24 protein-coding genes are annotated in these 23,962 nt (G+C 70.2%); 15 read left to right on the forward strand and 9 right to left on the reverse strand.

Features of this window, described 5'->3' with window-relative positions:
• Window positions 1-27 precede the first annotated feature (27 nt).
• A complete protein-coding gene (locus ABT340_RS35300; protein WP_352015247.1) occupies window positions 28-474 on the forward strand; it encodes a sterol carrier family protein in 447 nt (148 codons plus the stop codon).
• Between the two features lie 259 nt (window positions 475-733).
• On the opposite strand, the gene ABT340_RS35305 is transcribed toward ABT340_RS35300, so the two are convergent.
• Complete coding sequence (locus tag ABT340_RS35305) at window positions 734-1,477, reverse strand: DUF4190 domain-containing protein (protein ID WP_352015248.1); 744 nt, start codon at window positions 1,475-1,477, stop codon at window positions 734-736.
• A gap of 719 nt (window positions 1,478-2,196) precedes the next feature.
• Here ABT340_RS35305 and purF point away from each other — a divergent pair.
• Together purF and purM are read left to right on the forward strand one after the other, a co-directional pair.
• Complete coding sequence (gene purF / locus ABT340_RS35310; RefSeq protein WP_352015249.1) at window positions 2,197-3,633, forward strand: amidophosphoribosyltransferase; 1,437 nt, start codon at window positions 2,197-2,199, stop codon at window positions 3,631-3,633.
• 37 nt (window positions 3,634-3,670) lie between these two features.
• Window positions 3,671-4,696, forward strand: a complete 1,026-nt coding sequence (purM, locus tag ABT340_RS35315) for a phosphoribosylformylglycinamidine cyclo-ligase (RefSeq protein ID WP_352015250.1) — start codon at window positions 3,671-3,673, stop codon at window positions 4,694-4,696.
• A 182-nt stretch (window positions 4,697-4,878) separates the two neighbouring features.
• Here the strand turns inward: purM and ABT340_RS35320 are convergent, their stop codons facing one another.
• A complete protein-coding gene (locus ABT340_RS35320; protein WP_352015251.1) occupies window positions 4,879-5,112 on the reverse strand; it encodes a DUF3073 domain-containing protein in 234 nt (77 codons plus the stop codon).
• 150 nt (window positions 5,113-5,262) lie between these two features.
• Window positions 5,263-6,366 carry a Leu/Phe/Val dehydrogenase gene (locus ABT340_RS35325; protein ID WP_352015252.1) on the reverse strand — a complete coding sequence of 368 codons (1,104 nt, stop codon included), beginning with the start codon at window positions 6,364-6,366 and terminating at the stop codon, window positions 5,263-5,265.
• 186 nt (window positions 6,367-6,552) lie between these two features.
• Here ABT340_RS35325 and ABT340_RS35330 point away from each other — a divergent pair, with 186 nt between their 5' ends.
• Complete coding sequence (locus ABT340_RS35330; protein ID WP_352015253.1) at window positions 6,553-7,410, forward strand: DUF8083 family protein; 858 nt, start codon at window positions 6,553-6,555, stop codon at window positions 7,408-7,410.
• Window positions 7,411-7,732: 322 nt separating this feature from the next.
• A complete protein-coding gene (bldC, locus tag ABT340_RS35335) occupies window positions 7,733-7,936 on the forward strand; it encodes a developmental transcriptional regulator BldC (protein WP_013133571.1) in 204 nt (67 codons plus the stop codon).
• A gap of 230 nt (window positions 7,937-8,166) precedes the next feature.
• Here bldC and ABT340_RS35340 read toward each other — a convergent pair whose 3' ends face one another.
• A complete protein-coding gene (locus ABT340_RS35340) occupies window positions 8,167-8,862 on the reverse strand; it encodes a TetR/AcrR family transcriptional regulator (protein WP_352015254.1) in 696 nt (231 codons plus the stop codon).
• Between the two features lie 200 nt (window positions 8,863-9,062).
• Between ABT340_RS35340 and ABT340_RS35345 the strand changes: the two genes are divergently transcribed.
• The 4 genes from ABT340_RS35345 (at window position 9,063) to ABT340_RS35360 (ending at window position 13,150) form a co-directional block, all read left to right on the forward strand.
• Complete coding sequence (locus tag ABT340_RS35345) at window positions 9,063-10,148, forward strand: LacI family DNA-binding transcriptional regulator (protein ID WP_352015255.1); 1,086 nt, start codon at window positions 9,063-9,065, stop codon at window positions 10,146-10,148.
• 118 nt (window positions 10,149-10,266) lie between these two features.
• Complete coding sequence (locus tag ABT340_RS35350; RefSeq protein ID WP_352015256.1) at window positions 10,267-10,515, forward strand: hypothetical protein; 249 nt, start codon at window positions 10,267-10,269, stop codon at window positions 10,513-10,515.
• A gap of 71 nt (window positions 10,516-10,586) precedes the next feature.
• Window positions 10,587-11,456 carry an N-acetylmuramoyl-L-alanine amidase gene (locus ABT340_RS35355; protein WP_502992573.1) on the forward strand — a complete coding sequence of 290 codons (870 nt, stop codon included), beginning with the start codon at window positions 10,587-10,589 and terminating at the stop codon, window positions 11,454-11,456.
• 35 nt (window positions 11,457-11,491) lie between these two features.
• Window positions 11,492-13,150, forward strand: a complete 1,659-nt coding sequence (locus ABT340_RS35360; RefSeq protein ID WP_352015258.1) for a beta-N-acetylhexosaminidase — start codon at window positions 11,492-11,494, stop codon at window positions 13,148-13,150.
• A 220-nt stretch (window positions 13,151-13,370) separates the two neighbouring features.
• On the opposite strand, the gene ABT340_RS35365 is transcribed toward ABT340_RS35360, so the two are convergent.
• Together ABT340_RS35365 and ABT340_RS35370 are read right to left on the reverse strand one after the other, a co-directional pair.
• Window positions 13,371-13,574: a heavy-metal-associated domain-containing protein gene (locus ABT340_RS35365; RefSeq protein ID WP_352015259.1), complete on the reverse strand. Its 204-nt coding sequence runs from the start codon at window positions 13,572-13,574 to the stop codon at window positions 13,371-13,373.
• A 42-nt stretch (window positions 13,575-13,616) separates the two neighbouring features.
• On the reverse strand, window positions 13,617-14,684 hold the full coding sequence (locus tag ABT340_RS35370; protein ID WP_352015261.1) for a quinone-dependent dihydroorotate dehydrogenase: 1,068 nt from the start codon (window positions 14,682-14,684) through the stop codon (window positions 13,617-13,619).
• A gap of 171 nt (window positions 14,685-14,855) precedes the next feature.
• On the opposite strand from ABT340_RS35370, the gene ABT340_RS35375 reads away from it, so the two are divergent.
• From ABT340_RS35375 to ABT340_RS35395, 5 genes are all read left to right on the forward strand, one after another.
• Window positions 14,856-15,239: a hypothetical protein gene (locus ABT340_RS35375; RefSeq protein ID WP_352015262.1), complete on the forward strand. Its 384-nt coding sequence runs from the start codon at window positions 14,856-14,858 to the stop codon at window positions 15,237-15,239.
• A gap of 135 nt (window positions 15,240-15,374) precedes the next feature.
• On the forward strand, window positions 15,375-16,133 hold the full coding sequence (locus ABT340_RS35380; RefSeq protein ID WP_352015263.1) for a phosphatase PAP2 family protein: 759 nt from the start codon (window positions 15,375-15,377) through the stop codon (window positions 16,131-16,133).
• Window positions 16,134-16,577: 444 nt separating this feature from the next.
• Window positions 16,578-16,808 carry a hypothetical protein gene (locus ABT340_RS35385; RefSeq protein ID WP_352015264.1) on the forward strand — a complete coding sequence of 77 codons (231 nt, stop codon included), beginning with the start codon at window positions 16,578-16,580 and terminating at the stop codon, window positions 16,806-16,808.
• Window positions 16,809-17,187: 379 nt separating this feature from the next.
• Window positions 17,188-18,006: a signal peptidase I gene (gene lepB, locus ABT340_RS35390; RefSeq protein ID WP_352015265.1), complete on the forward strand. Its 819-nt coding sequence runs from the start codon at window positions 17,188-17,190 to the stop codon at window positions 18,004-18,006.
• 134 nt (window positions 18,007-18,140) lie between these two features.
• Window positions 18,141-18,986 (forward strand): universal stress protein, encoded by an 846-nt coding sequence (locus ABT340_RS35395; RefSeq protein ID WP_352015266.1) that lies wholly within the window; start codon window positions 18,141-18,143, stop codon window positions 18,984-18,986.
• A 55-nt stretch (window positions 18,987-19,041) separates the two neighbouring features.
• Here the strand turns inward: ABT340_RS35395 and ABT340_RS35400 are convergent, their stop codons facing one another.
• Both ABT340_RS35400 and ABT340_RS35405 read right to left on the reverse strand, forming a co-directional pair.
• Window positions 19,042-20,961: a glycoside hydrolase family 15 protein gene (locus tag ABT340_RS35400; protein WP_352015267.1), complete on the reverse strand. Its 1,920-nt coding sequence runs from the start codon at window positions 20,959-20,961 to the stop codon at window positions 19,042-19,044.
• An 83-nt stretch (window positions 20,962-21,044) separates the two neighbouring features.
• On the reverse strand, window positions 21,045-22,070 hold the full coding sequence (locus tag ABT340_RS35405) for a hypothetical protein (protein WP_352015268.1): 1,026 nt from the start codon (window positions 22,068-22,070) through the stop codon (window positions 21,045-21,047).
• A 291-nt stretch (window positions 22,071-22,361) separates the two neighbouring features.
• On the opposite strand from ABT340_RS35405, the gene ABT340_RS35410 reads away from it, so the two are divergent.
• Complete coding sequence (locus ABT340_RS35410) at window positions 22,362-23,102, forward strand: HAD family hydrolase (protein WP_352015269.1); 741 nt, start codon at window positions 22,362-22,364, stop codon at window positions 23,100-23,102.
• A gap of 52 nt (window positions 23,103-23,154) precedes the next feature.
• Here ABT340_RS35410 and ABT340_RS35415 read toward each other — a convergent pair whose 3' ends face one another.
• A complete protein-coding gene (locus ABT340_RS35415) occupies window positions 23,155-23,916 on the reverse strand; it encodes an ArsR/SmtB family transcription factor (RefSeq protein ID WP_352015270.1) in 762 nt (253 codons plus the stop codon).
• Between the last annotated feature and the right edge of the window lie 46 nt (window positions 23,917-23,962).

The following is a 23,962-nucleotide window of genomic DNA, read 5'->3' on the forward strand; positions in this document are numbered from 1 at the left end:
CACCCCGAGCCGGGGGATGATGGGAACGTGCCTCCTCACAAGCCGGATCCCGCCAAGGTCCACGCCGCCCTCGACGCCCAGCTCGTCGCGCTCGGCGAGCCCGCCTACGACGGCGGGGAGACGACCGCCGAGTTGCTGCGGGCCTGCGTCACCGTGGTGCTGCGGGCCTACGACCTGGGCCTGCGCCCCGAGCGGGAGGCCGCCCGCTTCGCCGTACGGCACCTGCTCGACCGGCTGGCCACGGCGGCTCCGGGACGGACCGTCGAGGTGCGGGTCCCGCCGTACGCCGCGGTGCAGTGCGTCGAGGGGCCCCGGCACACCCGGGGCACCCCGCCGAACGTGATCGAGACCGACGCGCTCACCTGGCTCGAACTGGCCACCGGGCGGCTGACCTGGGAGCGGGCCGAGGAGGAGGGCAGGGTCACGGCGAGTGGAAGCCGGGCAGACCTCTCCGCCCACCTGCCCGTCGCCTAGACACCACCTGAAGGCCTCGCCCGCCACACCGTAGAACCACCCCGAGCACGGCGTGCGGCTGACCGAGGTCGTCTCCTTCTCGTCGCCCGCCACGCCGTAGGACCACCCGGAGCCCCTCACGACCGCCCCCGCGCCCACCCACCACCGCAGGCCGCCACTACGGTCGGCCACCATGGGCCACAGTGGGGCCATCGCGGGGCCGCTACGAGAGTCATCGTGAGCCACGATGGGACCGTTGTGGAGCCGCTGCGGCCATCACCTACGACCGCCACTGTGGCGCGCTCTGGACCTGTACGCCCAGCCGCTCCTCGACACAGCGCTGCTGCAGGCCGGGCGGCAGGTCCATGCAGTCACCGACCGTGCTGTAGAACCACGTCAGGAACACCACAGCGATGATCAGCGCCAACACGCTCAGCACGATGCCTCCGACGGCGCGCCCCCGGTTGGAGTCCTTCACGAAGGCGACGATGCCGATGACCAGTCCGGCGATGGCCGTCAGCACGCCGAGGCCGCACACCACGAGCAGGAAGATGCTCGCGATGCCCAGCACGAGCGACGCCGTGCCGAGCCCGCCGCCCCGCGGCTTCTGGTAAGGGCTCTGGTAACCCCCCTGGTACGGCGGCGCCCCCGGATAGCCCGGTCCCCCCGGCGTGAGCGGCGGCTGGTAGGGCTGCTCCTGCCCGTACGCCCCTTCCCGACCGGCCCCCGGATGCTGCCCGTACGGCCCTTCCTGTCCGGCTCCCGGGCGTTCCTGTCCGTACGGTCTCTCTTGTCCGGCTCCCGGGTACTCCTGTCCGTACGGCCCCGCCTGACCGCTTTCCCGGTGTTCCTCACCGTACGGTCCCTCCTGGCCTCCCCGGTGGCCGGCGGCCTGCTGGCCGTACGGCGATGCCCCTCCGCTCGCTCCGCCGTACGGAGCGCCCTGGCCCTGGGCGCCCTGACCTCCGTAGGGACTGGCGCCGGGGATGCCTCCGTACCGGCCGGGCTCGGGATACTGGAACACCTCGGTGGCGTCCGAGCCCCTGTCCGAGCCCCTGTCCGGGCCTCTCTCTGGGCCTCTCTCTGGGCCCCTGTCTGAGCCGGGGTCGGTCTGGAGGGGTTCCGGGACCTCGGGAGCGGTCGGCAGGTCGGGATGACGCGGTGTCACCGGTTCGTCCGGCGTGGAGATCGGCTCCCCCGGCGGCCTCTCCCATCGCCCCGGCGCCCCGGGTTCCGGCGCCCCCGGCACTCCAGGACCGGGCACTCCCGGCGTTCCCGGGCTCGGCACTCCAGGACCGGGTCCCGGCGTTCCCGGACTGGGCACTCCAGGACCGGGCAGCCCCGGTTCCGGGGCTCCCGGCTCCCGGGGCACCGGCCCGCGCGGTTCTGGAGACCACGGCTCCGGCTCCTCGGGAATCGGCCGCCTGGGCTCGGGAGAACGCGGCTCCGGTTCCTCCTCTCCCGGGGCCGTCGGGTGCTCCCGGCCCGACGCCTCCTCGGGCTCCCCGTCTGGCCACCGGTCCCGCTGTTCCCGCCGCGGATCAGGCTGGTTCGGGTCCTCAGGTGTTGTCACGTCCACTCTCCCGACGTGTAGGGATGCCGGATACCCCACACTCCCCCGGCTCTTTGCCGTGAAACAGGCCGACACGGCAAAACACTGACGATTGTTCGGCAACGGTGCGGCAGACGGCGGAGAAGGCCCCCGGGTTCGAGCAACGAGGAAGCCGACCTAGACTGAAGCATGTGCTGAAGGGCGACGGCCAGCTGAGCCATGACCTTGACCCCCGTGACCGGCCTCCGAAAGACGCGTGCGGCGTCTTCGGCGTCTGGGCACCCGGGGAGGAAGTCTCCAAACTCACCTACTACGGGCTGTACGCGCTGCAGCACCGCGGGCAGGAGTCCGCGGGCATCGCGGTCAGTGAGGGAAGCCGCATCCTCGTCTACAAGGACATGGGCCTTGTCGCCCAGGTCTTCGACGAGTCGATCCTCGGCACCCTCCGCGGCCACCTGGCGATCGGGCACTGCCGCTACTCGACCACCGGGTCGAGCGTCTGGGAGAACGCCCAGCCGACGCTGAGCTCGACCGAGGAGGGCGGCCTCGCGCTCGCCCACAACGGAAACCTGATCAACACCCCCGAGCTCTCCCAGCGGCTCGCCCCCGGCTCGACCAGGGCGACGACCGACACCGAGGTGCTCGCCTCACTGCTCGCCCAGGACCGCAGCCAGCCCATCGAGGACGCCGCCGCGGAACTGTTCCCGCAGGTCAAGGGGGCATACTCGCTCGTCTTCATGGACGAGCGCACCCTCTACGCCGCCCGTGACCCGCAGGGCATCCGCCCGCTGGTGCTCGGCCGTCTCGAACGCGGCTGGGTCGTCGCCTCGGAGACCGCCGCGCTGGACATCGTGGGCGCGACCTTCGTCCGCGAGATCGAGCCGGGCGAGCTGATCACCATCGACGAGCGGGGTGTGCGTTCGCGCAAGTTCGCGCTCCCCGAGCCCAAGGGCTGCCTGTTCGAGTACGTCTACCTGGCCCGTCCCGACACCACGATCGCCGGGCGCAGCGTGCAGAGCACCCGCGTCGAGGTCGGCCGGGTGCTGGCCCGTGAGCACCCCGTCGAGGCCGACCTGGTCATCCCGACGCCCGAGTCCGGCACCCCCGCCGCCGTCGGCTACGCCGAGGCGAGCGGCATCCCGTACGGCCAGGGCCTGGTCAAGAACTCCTACGTCGGCCGCACGTTCATCCAGCCGTCCCAGACGATCCGCCAGCTCGGCATCCGGCTGAAGCTCAACCCGCTGAAGGAGGTCGTCGCGGGCAAGCGTCTGGTCGTGGTCGACGACTCCATCGTGCGCGGCAACACCCAGCGGGCGATCGTCAAGATGCTGCGCGAGGCGGGGGCCAGGGAGGTCCACGTCCGCATCTCCTCCCCGCCGGTCGCCTGGCCGTGCTTCTACGGCATCGACTTCGCGACGCGGGCCGAGCTGATCGCCGGTTCGCTCAGCGTCGAGGAGATCCGTGCCTCCCTGGGCGCCGACTCCCTCGGTTACATCTCGATCGAGGGGCTGACCGAGGCGACCACGATCCCCGCTGAACGGCTCTGCCGGGCCTGTTTCGACGGCGTCTATCCCATCGCCATCGACCAGGACAACGTCGGCAAGTACGTCCTGGAAGCCAAGCTGTGATCCTGTCTGTGATCCCGCAGAACACCTCGGAGACCGCATGACCAGTTACGCCGCCGCCGGTGTGGACATCGACGCGGGCGAACGCGCCGTCGAGCTGATGAAGGCGAAGGTCGCGCGGGCGCGACGGCCCGAGGTGGTCGACGACGCCAGCGGCTTCGCCGGTCTGTTCGACGCCTCGGCGCTGCTCGGTTACCGGCGTCCGCTGCTGACCACCTCGACCGACGGGGTCGGCACCAAGGTCATGTTGGCCCAGCGCCTCGGCAAGCACGACACGATCGGCATCGACCTGGTCGGCATGGTCGTGGACGACCTGGTGGTCTGCGGTGCGGAGCCGCTCTTCATGACCGACTACATCGCCTGCGGCAAGGTCGTCCCCGAGCGGATCGCCGAGATCGTCGGCGGTGTCGCGGAGGGTTGCCGCCTGGCGGGCTGTGCCCTCGTCGGCGGTGAGACGGCCGAGCACCCGGGCGCCATGGGCGCCGACGAGTACGACCTGGCGGGCGCGGCGACCGGTGTGGTCGAGGGCGACGAACTGCTCGGCCGTGACCGGGTCCGCGAGGGTGACGTGGTGCTGGCGCTGGCCTCCTCCGGCGTGCACTCCAACGGCTACTCCCTGGTACGGCACGTCATCGCGCAGGCCGGTCTTTCGCTCGACGACCAGTTCGCCGAGCTCGGCCGCACGCTCGGTGAGGAACTTCTGGAGCCGACCAGGATCTACGCCCTGGACTGCCTTGAGCTGACCCGTGCGACGGAGGTCCACGCCTACGCGCACATCACCGGCGGCGGCCTTGAGGGCAACCTGTCCCGTTCCCTGCCGCCGACGCTCGACGCCCTGCTCGACCGCTCCTCCTGGACCCCGCCCGCGGTCTTCGGGCTGCTCGCCGGGCATGGGAAGATCGCGCAGGCCGACATGGACCGCACCTTCAACCTCGGGGTCGGCATGGCCGCGATCGTCGCGCCGGAGGCCGTCGATCCGGCCCTGGCGCTGCTCAAGGCGCGCGGCCTGCCCGCCTGGGTGCTCGGCGAGGTCGTCCCCGGCACGGGTGTCGCGCGTTACCGCTAGCCGTGTACGGCGAGCCCCGGGTGGATGGCCACCCGGGGCGTCTCGGCGTCCGGAACGCCTCCGTGAAAACACCGAACAGCGCTCCGGGAGCCGGAGCGCTGTCGGGAAAAGACGCAGGGAGAGAACACCCGGTGGTCTTTCGGCCTCCGGGTGTCTCTCACTCGTATTCGAAGTGAAGCCGCCTAACGCCGGCCGGACGTCCCGTCTTCACGGTCGTCTCCGGAGCCGTAGTCATCGGCGTAATCGGCGTACCGCTCAGCCAGTTCGTCATAGGAGTCGTTGGCGTCGTCATTGTGGTTGGAGTCGTCTCTGACTCCGAGCTCGTCGCGAAGACGCTCAAGATCAGTGCCACCGCTGTTGTACTTCAGCTGGCGAGCAACCTTGACCTGCTTGGCCTTTGCTCGGCCGCGCCCCATTGGCTCGACCCCCTCGTGTGGGGTCGTGCCCGACCCCTCGTCGCTAACGCACCACGCACTGACGCCACCTGACTTGAGGCGTCAGCTCTCGTTCGACTACAACCGTACCCGTTTTACGCCCGGCTCGGTACGCCGTATGGGCGTGATGGGCTAGCGGCCCAGCCAAATGCCCCTAATTCGCCCGACTTCCGACATTCTGCGCTCCGCTAGCCTATCGGCTGCGACCGCCGGAGGGACGCCATCCTCGTCCGCCGTCACGAAGATCTTGAGAGTCGTGTCGAAGATCTGGGTGGCCTTTGCCTTCGCGCGGCCCATGTCGAACCCGTGGATCTCGTCGGCCACCTGGATGACGCCGCCGGAGTTGACCACGTAGTCGGGCGCGTAGAGGATGCCGCGGTCGGCGAGCTCCTTCTCCACCCCCGGGTGCGCGAGCTGGTTGTTCGCCCCGCCGCACACGATCTTGGCTCGCAGCCTGGCCACCGTCTCGTCGTCGAGTGCCCCGCCCAGGGCGCACGGCGCGTAGACGTCGATGTCCGCACCGGTCAGCGCGACCTGGTCGGCGACCACCTCGACCTGCGGGTGCCTGGCGCGGACCCGCTCGACGGCCCGCTCGCTGACGTCGCAGACCACGACCTCGGCCCCGGCCTCGACGAGGTGGTCGACCAGGCGGTGGCCGACCTTGCCGACGCCCTCGACACCGACCCTCCTGCCACGCAGTTCCGACGTGCCGTGGACGTGCTCGACGGCGGCCCGCATGCCCTGGAACACGCCGTAGGCGGTCAGGATCGAGGAGTCGCCCGCCCCGCCGTTGGCCAGTGTGCGGCCGGTCACGTAGGAGCTCTCGCGGGCCACGAGGTCCATGTCCTCGCTGTAGGTGCCGACGTCGCAGGCCGTGAAGTAACGGCCGCCGAGGGACTGCACGAACCTGCCGTAGGCGCGCAGCATGGCCTCGTTCTTGTCGAGGGCGGGGTCTCCGATGATGACGGCCTTACCGCCGCCGAGATCGAGACCGGCCAGGGCGTTCTTGTAGGCCATCGCCCGGGAGAGGTTGAGCACGTCGGTCAGGGCCGCCTGCTCGCTGTCGTAGGGGTAGAACCTGGTGCCGCCCAGGGCGGGGCCGAGGGCGGTGTTGTGGATGGCGATGATGGCTCGCAGGCCGCTGCGCTCGTCGGAGCAGAACACGACCTGCTCGTGCCTGGCCTGGCTGTTCGCTGGGCTGGTGTCCTTGTGGGACAGCCCGAAGACGTCGGTCACGGTGGTGGCTCCCGGTCGTCCGTCCGCCGCTCCGTTGCGGCGGAGATCACCCTCAGCGTAGCCAGAACCATGTAACGAGCCGCGATCGCGCCCCCTGGGTCTCACCAGCCGAGACACCATGGACGACGGAACTCCTCACGACGGCGGCACCGGACAACGGCCTGCCCTTCGTGACACGATGCGGACGTGCTGCCCTATGCCGCGTACCTCCGTGTCTACGAACCGCTGACCGCGTTCGCCCCGCCGGAACGCTCATCCTGGGCCGCCTACGCCGAGGCCACCGACCGGCCTCGCCGCGCGGGCGCGCTCCACGCCGAGCACGGCGAGGCCGTACGGCGTCTCCTGGGGGTGCCCCCGTCCCCCGCTCCCGCCCAGGAGAGCCCCAACGCCTACCTCAGGCGTGTCGAGGACGTCCTCTACGTCTGCCCGTGGCAGAGCCGGCTGAGATCGTGGCTGGCCTTCTCCCGCTTCCGTGGTTCGACCCCCGTGAGGCTGATGGAGCGGTTCGTACCGATCTCCGTCGCCGAGCAGACGGCCGACGACTTCGACAAGTTCAAGCGCCGTGGCGGGGCCGCCGCGTTGCGCACCCATATCCGTACCTCGACCTGGCACGTTCCCACGTCGTGGTTCGTCCCCTTCGACGGCAACGAGCGCTGGCTCGTGCTCGAAGGAGAGGGAGACCCCGAGGGCACGACCACCACGAGGAACCTCATCTACGTGACGTCCATGGCCCACGCCAGACGGCGCTGCGCCCGCGCCCTGCAGATCATCCGCAGGCAGGTCGGCGAGGTCGCGGTCGCCGCCGAGGTGGAGGAGATCGCCCGCTGGCTTGAGGAGTTCCACCCGCACTCGCTCGTGGAACTCGACTACGGCGGCATCGTCCACCTGATGGGCGACGACAAGCTCCAGGCCGACCAGTCGGTCGCGGAGATCGCCGCCGCGCTGACAGGTCTGGAGAACGGCGAGGAAGAGTTGGCCTACGCCATGTACCAGCGCGTGATCCTCCGCTGGAGATCAATACAACTTCTCGAATCAGCAAACTGAGTCGCAAATCATCCCTCTGACCTGCATAAGTAGGTTCGTCGATGACCGGTGACACGTCTACGAACTGAGTAGTTTGCCGTTTTCACTGCGATACCACGAAACGTGTCGCTAGAATCACCGAGCGTGACAACAACAGGTGCACAAGAGAGATGAGCCACTCAAAGGCTCGCCAATCGCTCTACGTGGCTGTATGGTCACATCGGGTGATGCCGCATATGGCCCGAACAGCCGCACGCAAGGGGCCATAGGGGGACAACATCCGTGACAAGCGTCAAGTCGCAGGATCGCTGTCGCCGGTCCACATGGAGGAGAGGCCGCACAAATGTCAGCTCGTACACCCGAGGCAGAGCCGCTGCTCACCCCGGCGGAGGTCGCAACCATGTTCCGGGTCGATCCCAAGACCGTCACCCGGTGGGCGAAGGCCGGGAAGCTAACGTCCATTCGCACACTCGGCGGACACCGCCGCTACCGGGAAACCGAGGTTCGCGCGCTGCTGGCGGGGATTCCGCAACAGCGCTCGGAGTAAGACGGGGGCCGTCACGGACCTAGGGGGGATCCAGCGCGCGCTCACGTCGGATTCGTGAGCGCGTGAGGCCAAACGGGTTATGTGGGATGCGGCGTCGCCCGCCCGGCGCCGCCCCACATCGTCCCGTACGGCCACGCGGCCCCGAAGCCTGGTCCCACCCCTGCCCCGGCCCCCACACTCCGTCCGCACGCTCCGTAACCCACGGCCCGCCCGGTGATCTTCCGAGCCGGTCACGGTGCGTGTTCGGAGACCAGGTTCTCCAGCAACGGCACGACCCTCGGGTCGTGACCGGCCGCCACGCCGAGCGTGGCCACCATGTGGTCGACCAGTATGCGCTCGACCACCCGCCGGTCGACGTCGCGGTACTCCAGCCAGTCGAGGGCCGCCGTCTCGACCGAGGCGATCCACGAACGCAGCGTGACCCGCAGGACGGGTCCGGGTTCCTCGACCCGCAACAGCCTCATCACCAGGCCCAGCAGGCGGTGCCGTACCCCGTCGACGATCTCGCCGACCTCGCCGCTGCGGTTGGCGGGGCCGCCTCTGACCAGCGCCGCGAAGCCTGCGGCGCGTTCCTCGACGAAGTCGAAGTAGCGTTCCAGCCCCACGGCGAGCCGCTCGACCGGGCCGCCGTTCTCGCTCGGCTGCAGCCGCGCCTCAAGTTGGTCCGCCGCGCTGCGTAGCGCGGCCACGTAGAGCTCCTGTTTGCCGCCGAAGTAGTGGTAGACCAGCGCCCGCGACGTGCCCGCGGCCGCGGCGACGTCGTCGATGGAGACGTCCTCCGCGTCGCGCGCGCCGAACAGCTCAAGGGCCGCCGCCACGAGTTCCTCACGCCGCCGGTCGACGCTGAGCCTGCGCCGTGCGGGACGCGCGCCCCGCCCCGCGGGTCTGTCCCGTTCCCGTTCCTCGGCCCCGGATATCGAACCCACGTCCCGCACACTAGCCGAGCCGATCAAGGGGTGGCGGGGAGAAACAAGAGTCGTTTTCTGGGCTTTCGCCGTGGTGAGCCGCCATCTGGGTGACCGGAGTGGGGGGAAAGATCCAGGAAACAGCCTTCAGGCCGTACCCGATTCGTAACTCGATCGTTTTGAGTGACAGGTGCCCATCCACCACTTCCCGGGGGAGAGCCATGTCAGGACCACCGGTCAACACCACCGTCACCCGAGCGCGCGAGTTCGCCGACCCCGTCCTACAGGACGGCGCGGGGCCGCGTCCACGGCCCACGATCCGCAACGTGGCCGAGCGCGCCGGTGTCTCCAAATCACTGGTCTCGCTCGTGCTGCGCGGATCGCCGCACGTCAGCGAGCACCGGAGGCAGGCGGTGCTCCAGGCGGCCAGAGAGCTCGGATACCGGCCGAACGCGGTCGCCCGCAGCCTCGTCGAGGGCCGCACCCACCTGGTCGGGGCGCTCGTCGCCGACCTGCACAACCCCTTCTACGCCGAGTTCCTCGACGGCCTGCAGGAGAGCCTGCACGGCGACGGCCTGCGGCTGCTCATCGGCAACAGCCAGTGGGACCCGGCCTTCGAGGACGAGGCGGTCGAGGCGTTCCTCGAACTGCGCGTCGACGGCCTCGTCCTGCTCGGCATCGCGCCGACCAGCGAGACGCTCGTCGAGGCCACCGGCTACACGCCGACGGTCGTGGTCGGCGAGCGTGACATCGAGCTGGGCGGTGTGGACATCGTCGTGGACGACGACCAGCTCGGGGCGCGGCTGGCCATCGACCACCTCGTGGAACTCGGCCACCGCAGGATCGCCCACATCGAGGGCACCCGATTCTCCTCGGGCCGCTTCCGGTGCGAGGGCTACCTGGTCGCGATGCGCAGGCACGCGCTGGCGCCGTACATCATGGTCGAGCAGGGCGAGTGCACCGAGGAGGGCGGGGCGGAGGCGGCGCGCAGGCTGCTTACCCGCGACCCCCGTCCCACCGCGATCTTCGCCGCGAACGACACGGTGGCGATCGGGGTACTCGCCGCCGCCGCCGAGCTCGGCCTGCGGGTGCCCGAGGACCTGTCGGTCGTGGGATACGACAATGTCCACCTCGCCGGGACCCAACCGATCTCGCTGACGACCGTCGACCAGCCCCGCAGGGCGATGGGGCGCTCCGCGGCGGCGCTGCTGAGCGACCGGATCGGCGACCCGGGCAAGGTCGCGCGGCTGCGCGAGATCACTCCCAAGCTCGTCGTACGGCGCAGCACGGGCCCCGCGCTGCCGTAGGGAGCCTGCCTGGAGCGTTACAGGTCCAGGCGGGCCCCAAGTCCCCGTCAAAAGCAGGTCAACCCTCGATGTCGCGAAGACACGCGGGTGTTGACTGCGATGTGACGAGGGGGTAGCAATGCGTGATCCTGAGCTGATTTCGTGTGCCCAACGGGCGGCCGCCGAGCTTGAGCGGGCATGGGCGCACTGGCGGGCCACCAGAGGGCGCGGCGAGGACACGGGCGCCGAGTCCGTCGCGAGCTACGTGGCCCATTCGATCGACCATCCATGGGGCCGTCCGCGTGTGGTCCTCGGACTGGACGCGGACGACGCCAGAGAACTCGCCGCGCTGCTGCAGAGGCAGGAGACGGGAGAGCGGGTCTGGTGACCGCCGGGGTCTCGGCGAGGTAACGGTCCCGGGCCACGTAGGTTGGGTGGTTGACGGTTCCTTCGAGGAGGATGAGCGTGACCAGCAAAGCACTCGCGGCCACTCTTGCTCTGTGCGGCCTTGGCGTCGCCGCCTGTGGCGGCACCACGGGCGGCACCGGCGCGGCCCCGGCGCAGAACGGCGGCCCCGCCTCCGGTACGGCCTCACCCGCCTCCGCGCTGTCGGAGCGGACGGCGACCCCGGCTCCTGAGACCCCGGCGACGGGCGGGAGCGTTCCCGCGGACCCGCTGAAGGGCAAGGTCGTGGTCATCGACCCCGGCCACAACGGGCAGAACTACCGGCACCCTGCGGAGATCAACAAGCAGGTCGACGTTCTGACCCAGAAGAAGGCCTGCGACACCACCGGCACCGAGACCAACAACGGTTACACCGAGGCGGCCTTCACCTGGGACGTCTCCCAGCGGCTGGCCAAGATCCTCAAGAGCAGGGGCGCGACGGTCAAGCTCACCCGGCAGAACAACTCGGGCTTCGGGCCGTGCATCACCGAGCGGGCCGCGGTCGGCAACAAGGCCCACGCCGACGCGGCGATCTCCATCCACGCCGACGGGGCGTCCGCGGGCGACCACGGCTTCCACATCATCATGCCGAAGAAGATCAACGGACCGGTCGACCCGGTGGTCGGGGCGTCCAGGAAGCTCGGCATCGACGTACGGAACGCCTACAAGGCGGGCACCGGGACGCCCTACTCCACCTACATCGGCAGCAAGGCCCTCGACTTCCGCAACGACCTGGGCGGCCTGAACCTCTCCACGGTGCCGAAGATCTTCATCGAGTGCGGCAACATGCGCAACGCGGGGGACGCGGCGAATCTCCAGAGCCCGGCGTTCCGCCAGAAGGCCGCCCTCGCCCTTGCCAACGGGCTGCAGAACTATCTCAAGTAATGCGCGATCATGTTCGATTTGACATGATCTGAAGCATGAATGCGCCGTTGCCACGTCCTGTCGCCTTCGAAACCTCCACCGACTCGTTCGAGCTCTCCCCGGGGGCTCCCGTCGCGGGCCCCGCCGACCTGGCCGGGGCCGTACGGCTGGCACTGTCCGTGCTCGACCTGAGGCCCGCGGGGGCGGGAGAGGCCGGGGCGGTCACGGTCGAGCACGACGCCGCGCTCGGCCACGAGGCCTACACGCTTGAGGTGACGGGCCGGGGGGTGCGGATCGCGGCCGGCGACCGCCAGGGGGCGTTCTACGCGGGCCAGACGCTGCGGCAGCTGCTGCCCGACGCGGCCTTCCGCGCGGCTCCCGTTGAGGCCGGGGGTGAGGGCTGGACCGTTCCCGGTGTCACCGTGCGGGACGCGCCGCGCCTGGCGTGGCGCGGGGCACACCTGGACCTCGCGCGGCACTTCCTGCCCAAGCGGGAGGTGCTCAGGATGATCGACCTCATGGCGGTCCACAAGCTGAACCGGCTCCACCTGCACCTGGTAGACGACCAGGGGTGGCGGGTCGAGAGCCGGGCCTACCCCCGGCTGCACGAGGTCGGCTCGCACCGGCCGCGTACGATCGTCGGGCACCACGAGGACGCCCCGGTCTACGACGAGGTGCCGCACGGCGGGTACTACACGCTGGACGACCTCGCGGAGATCTCCGGGTACGCCCGCGCGCGGGCCGTGACGGTCGTGCCCGAGATCGACGTGCCGGGGCACGCCTGCGCGATCCTGGCGGCCTACCCCGAGCTCGACGCGCGGGCGACCGGCGGCAGGACCCCCGAGCCGTTCACCGTGCTCGACCGCTGGGGCATCTCGACCGCCATCCTGTCCCCGCTCCCGTCGACCGTCGACTTCCTGACCGTCGTCATCGACGAGATCCTGGGGGCACTCGGCGAGACACCGTACGTGCACATCGGCGGGGACGAGTGCGTGCTCGACGACTGGGCCGCCTCCCCCGAGATCGTCGCCTTCCAGGCGGAGCTCGGCCTGGAGAACGTGGGCGACCTGCACGCATGGTTCCTGCGCAGGCTCGCGGACGTGCTGGCCGAGCGGGGCAGCAGGGCCGTGGTGTGGGACGAGGCCTTCGTCAGCGGCATGCTGCGGCCCGACACGATCGTGATGCCCTGGCGTGGCCCCGGCGTGGCGCAGCGGGCCGCGCAGGCCGGGCACGACGTGGTGCAGACCTCGGTCTTCCCGCTGTACTTCGACTACGCGGAGGCGGCCTCCGAGGAGGAGCCGCTGGCCATCGGCGAGACCATCACCGTCGGCGACGTCGTGGCCTACGAGCCGGTGCCGTCGTCGTGGACGGACGCGCAGCGGGAGCACGTGATCGGGGCGCAGTTCCAGCTGTGGAGCGAGCGGTTGCCCGACGCCAGGGCGCTCGACTACCGGGCGTGGCCCAGGGGTTGCGCGCTGGCCGAGGTCGCCTGGTCGGGCACTCCCGGGGCCGACTTCGACGCGCGGCTCGAACGGCACCTGCGCAGGCTGGACGCGCTCGGCGTCGAGTATCGCCCCCTGTCCGGGCCGCGCCCGTGGCAGCTCGGCGGCGCCGGTCCGCGCCGCCACCGCCCCGGCTTCGTCAACGCCGAGGACGTCATGAAGCGCCTTGAGGGCATGACCCACGACGCCGACTCGACCCGGCCGAGCATGTGACGGTACAGCCCCGCACCGGGGACCACGGTCTGGTCCCCGGTGTGAGGGTCACGGCCCTCGCGGGAGATCGTCTCCCGTGGCGGCCGGGGTCACGGGCTCCCCGGGGTGGTCGTGGACGTCGCGGCGGGAGGGCCGGACGGCCGGGGGGCGTGGGGTGCGGGGCGCGCCGGGGTCGGCGGGTGGCGCCGGGGGGCGTGCCGTACGAGAAACGGGCGGGCGGTCAGCCCGCCACCTTGTAGCCGGCCTCCTCGATGGCGGCGCGGATGGCGGCGTCGTCGAGGGTCTCACCGGAGACGTCGACCCGGCCGCTGGCCAGGTCGACCTCGACGCCGGTCACGCCGGGGACCTCACCGACCTCCTCCTTGACCGAACTCACGCAGTGGCCGCAGGTCATGCCGGTGACGGTGTATGTGCTCAGGCTCATCACGCCTCCAGGTGTCGAGGTTTACCCTCCCAGGGTATTACCTCAGCCCGCGGTGCGGCCGATGATCTGGCGCACATCCGTGACACCGTGCCTCCGCAGGCGCCGGGACAGGTCGCGGTTGATCCGCCAGGCCCACAGCGGCCCCTCGTAGATCATGCCGGTGTAGCCCTGCACCAGGGTCGCCCCGGCCAGCAGGCGCTCCCAGACGTCGTCGACGCCCTCGACGCCGCCGACGGAGACCAGCACGAGGCGGTCGCCGACCCGTGCCCTGAGCCTGCGCAGCACCTCAAGCGAACGGGCCCGCAGCGGACGTCCGGAGAGGCCGCCCGTCTCGGTGCTGCTCACGCCCTGGCGGCTGATCGTGGTGTTGGTGGCGATGACGCCGTCGAGCCCGAGTTCGAGGGCCAGGTCGGCGACGGCGTCCACGTCCTCGTCGGCCAGGTCCGGTGCGATCTTGACGAGCAGCGGGGTGCGCCTCGGCGTGCCGTCGGCGACCTCCTTGACCGCCCGCAGCAGGGGGCGCAGCAGTTCGACGGCCTGCAGGTCACGCAGGCCCGGGGTGTTGGGCGAACTGACGTTGACCACCAGGTAGTCGGCCAGCGGGGCGAGTTCCTTGGCGCTGGACACGTAGTCGTCCGCGGCCTGGGACTCGGGCACGACCTTGGTCTTGCCGATGTTGACGCCGACCACGACGGGGACCCCGCGGGTCCTGCCGAGGGCCTTGGCCGCGGCGGCGGCACCGGCGTTGTTGAAGCCCATCCTGTTGATGATCGCCCGCTCCCTGACCAGGCGGAACAGCCTGGGCCTGGCGTTGCCCGGCTGGGCGTGCGCGGTGATCGTACCGACCTCGACGTGGCCGAAGCCGAGCGCGGACATGGCCTCGACGCACCTGGCGTCCTTGTCGAACCCCGCCGCCAGCCCGAAGGGGCTGGGGAAGTGCACGCCGAAGGCCTGCACCCGCAGGGCGGGGTCGCGTGGGGCGAGCCTGCGGTGGACGAGCCGCTTGACCACGGGGGCCGCCGACAGCAGGCGCAACCCGCCGACCGTCAGGTGGTGGATGTCCTCCGGGTCGATGCGGCTGAGGACCTGCGTGAACACGATTCGATACATCACCGATCAGGGTAGTCCCCCGGCGGGACGCGGCCCGCCCCGGCCATGCCGTACGGGGTCGGAGTCGTCCTCAGGCGAGGATGCTCCCGCGTCGCGGGCTCCGCGGGCACCGTATATTGCCGTCAACAGATCGTTAAGCGTTCGGCAAACTGGGGGCGGCAGGGTGTGGACATGAGCATCCTGTCACGTTCGACCATCATCCGCAGGCGCCGCGCCCTGGTGCACATCGTGCTCAGGGACATGGCGGAGACCGGTGACACCACGGTCCCTCCGTGGTGGGAGGCGGACATCGAGCAAGAGTTCGGTGGCCTGAGCGGGTTCCTGGCCGAGCTGAGCCGCCAGTGGTGGACGGCCTACGCCGCGCACCTGGACGCGCTGATCGAACTCGGCTGGGACGAGCCCGCCCAGGCGTGGGCCGACGTGGCCGAGCAGATGCCGCAGTTACGCGCGGTGCTCGACTCCTACCTCGACGAGTCGGCCCTGGCCGAGGCCGAGCGGCGGCACTGTGACGTGCTGCGCTGGACCACCCGGCGGGAGAGCAGGAACGCCGCTTGAAGAGCGTTCCGGGAGTCCCTGTCTGAGGATCTCTGATCGGGACGGCCGGGCCCCGCAGCGCCGGTGGCACGCCGTTCCCGCCCCGTGCGGGTCGAATCCCTGGCATATCCGTCCCCTTTCGGGTAGCGATGGATGATGGCCAGGACACTCGGAGAGCGCAGCCGTCAGGATTCCGACCGCCGCCTGGGGATGCGGCTGACGTTCGCGGTCGGGGCCGTGGCACTGTTCTCGGTGCCGTTCGTCCTGTTGCTCGTGCTCGTGCTGATCTCCTTCGAGCCGCTGAACGACCTCGACGAGGCGATCGCCACCGGATTGCACGCCTATGTGCTGGCCGACCCCGGCTACGCGCGTCTTCTCGGGGCGTGGACCGACATCCTGGGCCCCAACACCTGGCGCGTGCTCGTGGTCGCCGCCGCGGCCTGGGCGTGGTACCGGGGAGCGCGCCGCCCGGCGGTCTGGGCGGTCGTCACGATCGCGGCCAGCGGTGTGCTGAACGTGTTGATCAAGGAGATCGTCAACCGGGCCAGGCCCGTCCTGCCGGACCCGGTCTCCTGGGCGCCGGGGTGGTCGTTCCCCTCCGGGCACGCGATGGCGGCGGCCACGGGGGCGAGCGTGCTCGTGCTGATGCTGCTGCCCCGGCTGAGGGGACCGGCGTCCAGGGCCGCCGCCTGGACCCTCGCGGCGGTGTCGGCGGTCTTCGTGGCGTACACGCGGGTCGCCCTCGGCGTCCACTGGTTCAGCGACGTGGTCGCGGGGCTCGCGCTGGGGGTCGTGGTGACCGCAGGGACGACGGCGGGGTTCGAACGGTGGCGGCGGGAGGAGGGGCGCAGGCCCGCGGAGCCGTACGTCGAGGGGGTCGAGCCGGAGGCGTTCTCCCGGGGTGACCGCGAGTAACCGTCACGGTGGTGCCGGCCCCGGGTTCGAATGTCGTGATCTTCTTCCGATGGCTCTCACCTGAGGAAACGTCGCCACAGATTCTGACAAAGATCAGCAATGGGTGCCGTCAATCTAGTGATATGCCACCGTTTACTGAATTTTCCGCTCAAAGCCGGGGGGCGACATGGATGATGAAGGCAAAAAGGTTTGTTGCCAGAGTCACACCGCTCGATCCCCCACACTGGTCCTTCGAAAGCCCACAATGGCCATCGCAGGGTTCGTGACACATGGATAAGATCAAGAAAAATCACCCAATATCACGATCTGTGCGCATTGGGCTACTTTAAGCTACGAAGTAGGATAGAAATCCTTAATGGAAGATTAAGTATTTTCCAGCAAGGAACCAGCAGCCGGCCGGACATCTAGGGTTCGACGGCTAACCCTCGGAAAGGAAGCCGTCCCATGGATCGTCAGCCGATTGTCTGCAATACCTGCACGGGTGTTCTTCTCACCACGGACTCCCGTGACTACACCCCGCAGCGGGGACGTCTGATCGTCACCAACGGTTACTGCTCCTGCCCGGCCGCGCAGAAGGCCGCCCCCGTGGTCACCTCGGCCACCCTGCCCGCCGCCCCCGCTCCCGAGCCTGTCGCGCAGCGCCCGGTGCCCGAGACGGCGATGGCGAGCGCCTGAGCCGCGTGCTCGAACGCCTCGTACGGCCTGGCGGCCGTGACGTGCCGGCCCCGGTAGTGCTTCGGTAGTGCCCCCACGGTGCCCCGCGGTGTTTCAGCAGTGCCCTGGAACACCCCGGTAGCGCTTCGGTGGTGCTCCCGGCCGTACACACGGCCAGACCGCTCGTCCCGGCCAGAACACGGGGACGGCGGTGGTCCGGTTCCTCGTGGGAGAGACCCTGACCGGCGTCACACGTGGGCGTTCCTCACTTCACGGACGGTGTCGGGAGCGCCTCTCCTGGGTACTCAGAGGCGGGATCGCCTCGACGCGAAGCGTCGGAAGTAGGCATGATCTAGGCTCATCAGCGAGAAACCATTGAAGGCCGGGCGGCCGGGACGGGGTGCACGTGGTCGCGGAGGACGTGGAACAGCCGGCCAGGGGCAGCGACAAGAAGAAGGGCTCTCTCTGGCGGGAGTTGCCCATCATGATCGTGGTCGCCCTTCTGCTGGCCCTGCTGATCAAGACCTTCATCGTCCAGGCGTTCTACATCCCGTCCGGATCGATGGAGAACACGCTCCAGATCAACGACCGGGTCCTGGTCAACAAGCTCGTCTACCGGGTGCGTGACATCGAGCGCGGTGACGTGGTGGTCTTCTCCGGCGGCGTCGACTCCTGGCCGGACGAGGTCGAGTTCGAGGAGCCCTCGAACCCTGTCACCGGCGCCCTCAACTGGGTCGGCTCCCTCTTCGGCCTGGTCCCCACGGAGAAGGACTTCATCAAGCGGGTCATCGGCGTCCCCGGTGACAAGGTGAAGTGCTGTGACGGCCAGGACCGTGTCACGGTCAACGGTGTCCCCCTCGACGAGAAGGCCTACCTGTTCCCGGGCAACAAGCCCTCGGTGACGCCGTTCGAGATCACCGTCCCGCCCGGGCGGCTGTGGGTGATGGGCGACCACCGGATGGTCTCGTCCGACTCGCGCGCCCACCAGGGTGACCCCGGTGGCGGCGCCATCCCGATCGACCATGTGATCGGCCGCGCCTTCGTGATCGTCTGGCCGTTCTCGCACGCCGACGTCATCTCCATCCCCGACACCTTCTCCCAGTCCGCGCTGAAGGCGACGGCCGCCCTCGGTTCCGGGGCTCCGCTGCTGCTCGGCGCCGCGGTCGCGGTGCCCCTCGTCCGCCTGCGCACCCGCAGACGGCTGCGCCGCCGCCGCTGACTCCCCCGGTAGGCCCCCTCCGGTAACCCCCGATTCCCCCGCCAGGCCGTGGGGGAGGTTTTACGGCGTGGTGTTCCCCCTGGTCAGCGAAGTACGACAAGGATGGAAACAGGGGACATGGGGGAGGCAGCGCGATGCAGTACAACGCCGACCAGCGGCCTGTGGTCGCCGGATACGACGGTTCCGAGGCGAGTGAACGGGCGCTCAGGTGGGCCGCCGAGGAGGCCCGGCTGCGTTTCGCCCCGTTGGTCGTCTGCCACGCCTGGCAGTGGTCCCAGGGAACTCCGGTGCCGCTGGCCAGCATGGAGACGGTGCAACGCCTCGGCAGTCAGGTGCTCGACAAGGGCGTCGACCTGGCGCGGCGGCTGGCTCCCCGGATCGAGGTCAGGACCTCACTCGACCTGGGGTCGCCGTCCGTCGTCCTGATGAGCGAGTCCGGCGCCGCCGACCTGCTGGTGGTCGGCAGGCGTGGCTCAGGCGGCTTCGCGGAGCTGCGGATCGGCTCGACGGCCGTACAGCTCGCCGCGCACGCCTACTGCCCGGTCGCCGTCGTCGGGGAACGGCCCGGCCCTCCGACGAACCTGGTGGTCGTCGGGGTCGACGCGACCGCCCTTGAGCGGCTGGAGCTGCGGCTGGCGTTCGAACAGGCGTGGCTGCGCAAGGCGTCACTGCGGGCGATCTGCCTGATCCCCGAGGAGGCGCGGGACACCCGGGAGTACATGGTCGGCTTCCGGCGGGCCGTCTCGATCCTTGAGGAGAGATACGGCCAGGTGAACGTGGAGACGACCGTCGTGGACGACGCCCACGTCGCGGCCCTCCAGCGGGCGGCCCAGGACGCGGACCTGGTGGTCGTCGGGGACCGTGGCTGGGACGACCCGGCCGAGCTGCCGCTCGGCGTGCTCTGCCAGGCGTTGCTGCGCGGGGCGCCCTGCCCGGTCGTCGTGGCCCCCTCCCACCGGCCGCTCAGCGCCTCGCGGTAGCGCCGGGCCCGCCCGGCGTCTCCCCGGCGTTCCGAGCGCGGCCCGGCGGCCGGGTTCACAGGGGGTCGGTCGCCGGGTTGCGCCACGTACGGCCGCCGAACCTGCCGCGTTCCGCCCTGATGATGTGGATGACCGCGTTGATGAGGGCCAGGTGGGTGAAGGCCTGGGGGAAGTTCCCCAGGTGACGTCCGCTGAGCGGGTCGATCTCCTCGGCGTAGAGGCCGAGCGGGCTGGCGAAGGAGAGCACCTTCTCGCAGAGCCTGCGCGCCCTGCGGTGCTCCCCGATCTCGGTCAGGGCCGAGACCAGCCAGAACGAGCAGATCGTGAAGGTCCCCTCCTCACCGGTGAGGCCGTCGTCGGTCTCCTTGGGCAGGTAACGCAGCACCAGGTCGTCCACGGTCAGCTCGTCGGCGATGGCGAGCACCGTGTCGCGGACCCTGGGGTCGTCCGGCGGCAGGAAGCCGACCAGCGGGATGAGCAGGAGTGAGGCGTCCAGGGTGTCGGAGTCGTAGTGCTGCCTGAAGACCCCCCGCTCGCTGACGCCGTTGGCGCACACGTCGGCGTGGATCTCGTCGGCGATCCGCCTCCAGCGGGCGACCAGGGCCGTGTCCTGGCGGAGCCTGGCCAGCCGTACCCCCCTGTCCACGGCGACCCAGCACATGACCTTCGAGCTGGTGAAGTGCCGTGGCTCGCCGCGTACCTCCCAGATGCCCCGGTCGGGCTCGCGCCAGTATCTGATCGCGGACTCGACCTGCCGCCGCAGCACCGGCCAGATCCGCTCGTCGAGGCGGTCCCTGGAGCGGGTGTGGATGTAGAAGGAGTCGAGGACGGCTCCCCAGACGTCGTTCTGCCGGTGGTCGTAGGCGGCGTTGCCGACCCGGACCGGCCGGGAGCCCTCGTAGCCCTCAAGGTCGTCCAGGACGTGCTCGGTGAGGACGCGTTCTCCGTCGACGCCGTACATGACCTGCAGTTCCTCGTCGCGTTCCGCGACGTCGGCGATGAACCAGAAGAAGTCGTCGGCCTCCCAGTCGAAGCCCAGCGTGTACAGGCCCCACAGGGCGAAGGTCGAGTCCCTGATCCAGCTGTAGCGGTAGTCCCAGTTGCGGTCGCCGCCGGGTGTCTCCGGCAGGGAGGTGGTCGCCGCCGCGACCAGGGCGCCGCTCGGGGCGAAGGTCAGGCCCTTGAGGGTGAGGGCGCTGCGTTCGAGGAAGCTCCGCCACGGGTGGTCGGGGAAGTCTCCCCTGGCCAGCCAGTGCTGCCAGTGGTGCGCGGTCCACACGAGCCTGCCGTACGCCTCGTCGAAGGTGTAGGGCGGCTCGTGGGCGGTCCAGGTCAGCGCGCAGAAGCGGGTGTCGCCCTCCTTCAGGAGGGTGCGCGCCGTGGCCCGCGTCGCCTCGAAGCCCAGCCGCATGTCGGTGGTGAGCCTCAGTTCGAGGGACTCCCCCTCGGCCCTGGCGACGCCCTGGTGGTAGCCCCGGTCGGTGTAGGACCAGCGGCCGGGGGTGCGGCCGTAGCCGAACATGGGTTCGCAGTCCAGGGTGACCTGCGCCTCCCCGCTGACGCAGCGCACCGTGCGCAGCAGGACGTGGCTGGCGTCGTAGTCGGTCGGCGCCCTGCGGTGGGTGTGGGACAGCTCGTCGTCGTGGTGCCACGGGCCGACGACCAGCAGGTCGCGCACGACGATCCAGCCGGTCGGGGTGCCCCAGCTCGTCTCCAGGACCATGGTTCCCGGCAGGTAGCGGCGTGCCGCGGGAACCCTGATGTCGGCGGGGCCGAGGCGGAAGCCCCCGGCGTCCCGGTCCAGGATGGCGGCGAACACGCTGGGCGAGTCGATCCGTGGCAGGCACAGCCATTCGACGTTCCCGCTCGGCGCGACCAGGGCGGTCGTCTCGCAGTCGGACAGGAACGCGTAGTCCGCGATCGGCGGGAACGGAGAGCAGTCGCGGAGCACACCTGTCAGGGGGTTCACCGTCATCGGATCCCGCCTTCCCGACCTGCCGCGAGCCGGTCGTCTCCTTCCACTCTAGGCACGAAAACGCAGGTGAGAAAGGTCGCCCCTCAGTCGTCGCGGGGTCCGGGCAGGGAGATCCTGAGCCTGCGCAGCGCGGCGGCGAACTCCTCGGCGGGGTCGCCGAGGTAGCTCCACGGGGCGCCGCGCCCGACCCGGTTGCCGACCTGCCTGAGGTGTCTGGCCGCGAGGTCGTGGGTGCTCGCCTCACGGACGAAGACGGCCCCGAACAGATGGTGGGCCTCGAAGTCGCGGGGGTGCGCGGTGGCGTAGGCCGTCCAGCGGCGTTCGGCGTCCTTCAGTTCTCCGACGACCCGCTCGGAGAAATACCGCATGCTGAACTTCATGTAGGCCATCATCTTGTTCTCGACCACGAGACGGCGTTCCTCGGCGCGTAGATACTCCAGGTGCGCCAGCGCCAGCATCGCGGTGAGCGGATTTCCCCGGGGCGCGAACGCCGCCGCTTCCCGGGCGTGGGAGAACATCTCCTCGTGGGAACCGCCCCACTTCTCGGAAAGCGCCTGAATCCGGGCCCAGTGGGCGGAGAAGAGCGTGGCGGAACGGGAGACGGTCTCCTCCCAGATCTCGTCCTCCTCGGCCCGGTCGAACTGCATGCCCAGGGCGAACCAGATCATGGACTCCCACGGCACGGGGTCGTACGGACGCAGTCTCGCCGCCTCCATGAGCGGTTCGTGGGCGCCGGACAGGGTGGCGAAGAACATCTTGAACCGGTCCTCACCCGCCTCCCCGGAGAAGCCTCCGCCCCGGATGACCCACGCCTCGTCGATGACCGTACGGCCGAGCCAGAGCAGGATGTCGGCCCGGTCACGGGACCCGGCGAGCAGTTCGGCGATGCCCTGGCTCCTGCCGACCGCGGCGCGGCTGAGCGCGTCGAGCCGCAGGGAACGTAACTCCGGGTCACCGTGGGTCTCCCCGAGGAGGACGAGTCCCGCGTTCAGATAGCCTTCCTCGACCGCCTCGACGGCGGCGTCAAGGGCGATGTCGTTCCAGAGACGCCCGACGACGAAGGCGTCTCCGGCAGATCGTCCGCCTTTCCGGCGCCGGAAGATTCTCATAGAAGGCCCTTTTTAGCACTTCACGATTGCCAACGTGATCGAAAAACACAAAAGTCGTGATCAACGGTCCATATGACATACCAGAAATATGACTTTATGGAGAGATTCGTTGGAGAATCCGGGCCGGGTAATCGAGGGATCCGGCGTACCACGCGGGGAAAACGGTCTGAGGGAAAAGTGACGGCGCGGAAAGCGAAAGCACATGCCTTCGGGACCTGGCGCGTTCACCACGGGTGATTCGGGATGACCGCCCCGTGCACGGCCGTGGATGATCGGATACGGTGCGGCCACGTGACACGGAACCGGAACGTCGAGGGGCTCCTGTTCGACCTCGACGGCACGCTGCTCGACCACGACACAGCCGCGACCACGGCCTTCACCGCGGCTCTCACAGGGGTCGCGGGGGCGGACGTCGACCACGAGGCGGCGCGGCGGCGCTGGTCGGAGCTCGAACACCATGCCATGGACCGTTACCTCGCCGGTGAGCTCACCTTCACCGGACAGCGCCGCCTGCGCGTGACCACTCTCTTCGCCGAGCTCGGCCTGGGGTCCTGGGACGACACCGAGGCGGACACCTGGTTCGCGGGCTACCTGCGGCACTACGAGGCCGCCTGGCGTGCCTTCCCCGACGTCGCGCCCTGCCTGGCCGTACTGGCCGGGGAGGCCGTCCGGCCGCGGCTCGGGGTCCTGACCAACGGGGACGCCGCCCAGCAGCGTGACAAGCTCCGCAGGATCGGGCTGGGTACGGCGCTGCCCGTGCTGGTCGCGTCGAGCGAGGTCGGCGTCGCCAAGCCACGGGCGGAGATCTTCCACGCGGCCTGTGCGGTGCTCGGGCTGCCGCCCGGGCGGGTGGCCTACGTCGGTGACAGGCACGACGTGGACGCCGCCGCGGCGAACGCCGCCGGGCTGTACGGCGTCTGGCTGAACCGGGCGGGCGCCCCGGTGCCCGCCGGGCTGCCCGCCGTACGGTCCCTGGAGGAGCTGCCCGCCCTGCTCGGGTTCGGTCAGCCGTACGGCGGCGCGGCCGGGTGACGGGTCAGGGGCCGGCTCGGCGGAGCCGTTCCTCGCGGCGATCTCCAGCGCCTCAGGCGGGCGCCTCGAAGGAGAAGGTGTCCGCCAGCCCCCGCCTGCCCGTCTCGGTGAGGTGGACGACCCGGGGCGAGACGCCGTACCGCAGCCAGTCGAGGGTGAAGAAGCGGCCGGTGAGCGCCGCCCCCAGCCCTCCCGCGAGGTGGTGGCGCCGCTCGCTCCAGTCGACGCAGTAGCGCACGACCGGGCGCCGCCTGGTGCTCAGGCGGGCGACGTCGACGCCGAAACGGCCGAAGACCTCCCCGCCCTTCCCGGTCAGGTGGTACTCCAGGGCCCGGCCGTAGGCGGCGGGCAGGTCGGGCCCCCGGCCGTCCTCCTCGGCCTTCGGCGTCCCGGTGAGCAGCCCCTGGCTGACGAAGGTCTCCATGAGCCCGACACCGAGCGACCCGGCGAGGTGGTCGTAGCAGGTGCGCGACCTGCGCAGGGCGTTCTCCCTGCTGCTGACCCGCAGCGAGGCGACGGGGGCCGGGGCGGCCGGGGCGATGACCGCCAGCGCCTCAAGCGCCGTGGAGACCTCGGCGCTCGCCAGGCGGTAGTAGTGATGCCGCCCGCGCTGCTCACCGACGACCAGACCGGCTTCGGTGAGCCGCCGCAGGTGCACGCTCGCGGTGGCCGGGGTGACCCCGGCCTCCTCGGCCAGGACGCTCGCGGCCAGCGGACGGCCGCCGGAGAGCGCCTTGAGCATGTGGGCGCGGGAGGCGCTGGCGATCAGGCGCGCCGCGCGGGCGATGTCCGGGTCACGTCGTGGGTGCTCCACGGCGCGAACGTACATCAACGGTTAGACGGATGACTAAGTGACCCGG

The sequence above is a fragment of the Streptosporangium sp. NPDC000239 genome, from assembly GCF_040300765.1.
In the GTDB taxonomy this organism is placed as follows: domain Bacteria; phylum Actinomycetota; class Actinomycetes; order Streptosporangiales; family Streptosporangiaceae; genus Streptosporangium.

Excerpts from the sequence above, each read along its gene's own strand:
- ABT340_RS35400 (WP_352015267.1), bottom strand. The coding sequence starts at position 20,961 with ATGACGGTGAACCCCCTGACAGGTGTGCTCCGCGACTGCTCTCCGTTC.
- ABT340_RS35370 (WP_352015261.1), bottom strand. The coding sequence starts at position 14,684 with ATGTATCGAATCGTGTTCACGCAGGTCCTCAGCCGCATCGACCCGGAG.
- ABT340_RS35360 (WP_352015258.1), top strand. The coding sequence starts at position 11,492 with ATGAATGCGCCGTTGCCACGTCCTGTCGCCTTCGAAACCTCCACCGAC.
- ABT340_RS35385 (WP_352015264.1), top strand. The coding sequence starts at position 16,578 with ATGGATCGTCAGCCGATTGTCTGCAATACCTGCACGGGTGTTCTTCTC.
- ABT340_RS35365 (WP_352015259.1), bottom strand. The coding sequence starts at position 13,574 with ATGAGCCTGAGCACATACACCGTCACCGGCATGACCTGCGGCCACTGC.
- ABT340_RS35380 (WP_352015263.1), top strand. The coding sequence starts at position 15,375 with ATGGCCAGGACACTCGGAGAGCGCAGCCGTCAGGATTCCGACCGCCGC.
- ABT340_RS35395 (WP_352015266.1), top strand. The coding sequence starts at position 18,141 with ATGCAGTACAACGCCGACCAGCGGCCTGTGGTCGCCGGATACGACGGT.
- ABT340_RS35375 (WP_352015262.1), top strand. The coding sequence starts at position 14,856 with ATGAGCATCCTGTCACGTTCGACCATCATCCGCAGGCGCCGCGCCCTG.
- ABT340_RS35320 (WP_352015251.1), bottom strand. The coding sequence starts at position 5,112 with ATGGGGCGCGGCCGAGCAAAGGCCAAGCAGGTCAAGGTTGCTCGCCAG.
- ABT340_RS35345 (WP_352015255.1), top strand. The coding sequence starts at position 9,063 with ATGTCAGGACCACCGGTCAACACCACCGTCACCCGAGCGCGCGAGTTC.
- ABT340_RS35405 (WP_352015268.1), bottom strand. The coding sequence starts at position 22,070 with ATGAGAATCTTCCGGCGCCGGAAAGGCGGACGATCTGCCGGAGACGCC.
- bldC (WP_013133571.1), top strand. The coding sequence starts at position 7,733 with ATGTCAGCTCGTACACCCGAGGCAGAGCCGCTGCTCACCCCGGCGGAG.
- purM (WP_352015250.1), top strand. The coding sequence starts at position 3,671 with ATGACCAGTTACGCCGCCGCCGGTGTGGACATCGACGCGGGCGAACGC.
- ABT340_RS35355 (WP_502992573.1), top strand. The coding sequence starts at position 10,587 with ATGAGCGTGACCAGCAAAGCACTCGCGGCCACTCTTGCTCTGTGCGGC.
- ABT340_RS35350 (WP_352015256.1), top strand. The coding sequence starts at position 10,267 with ATGCGTGATCCTGAGCTGATTTCGTGTGCCCAACGGGCGGCCGCCGAG.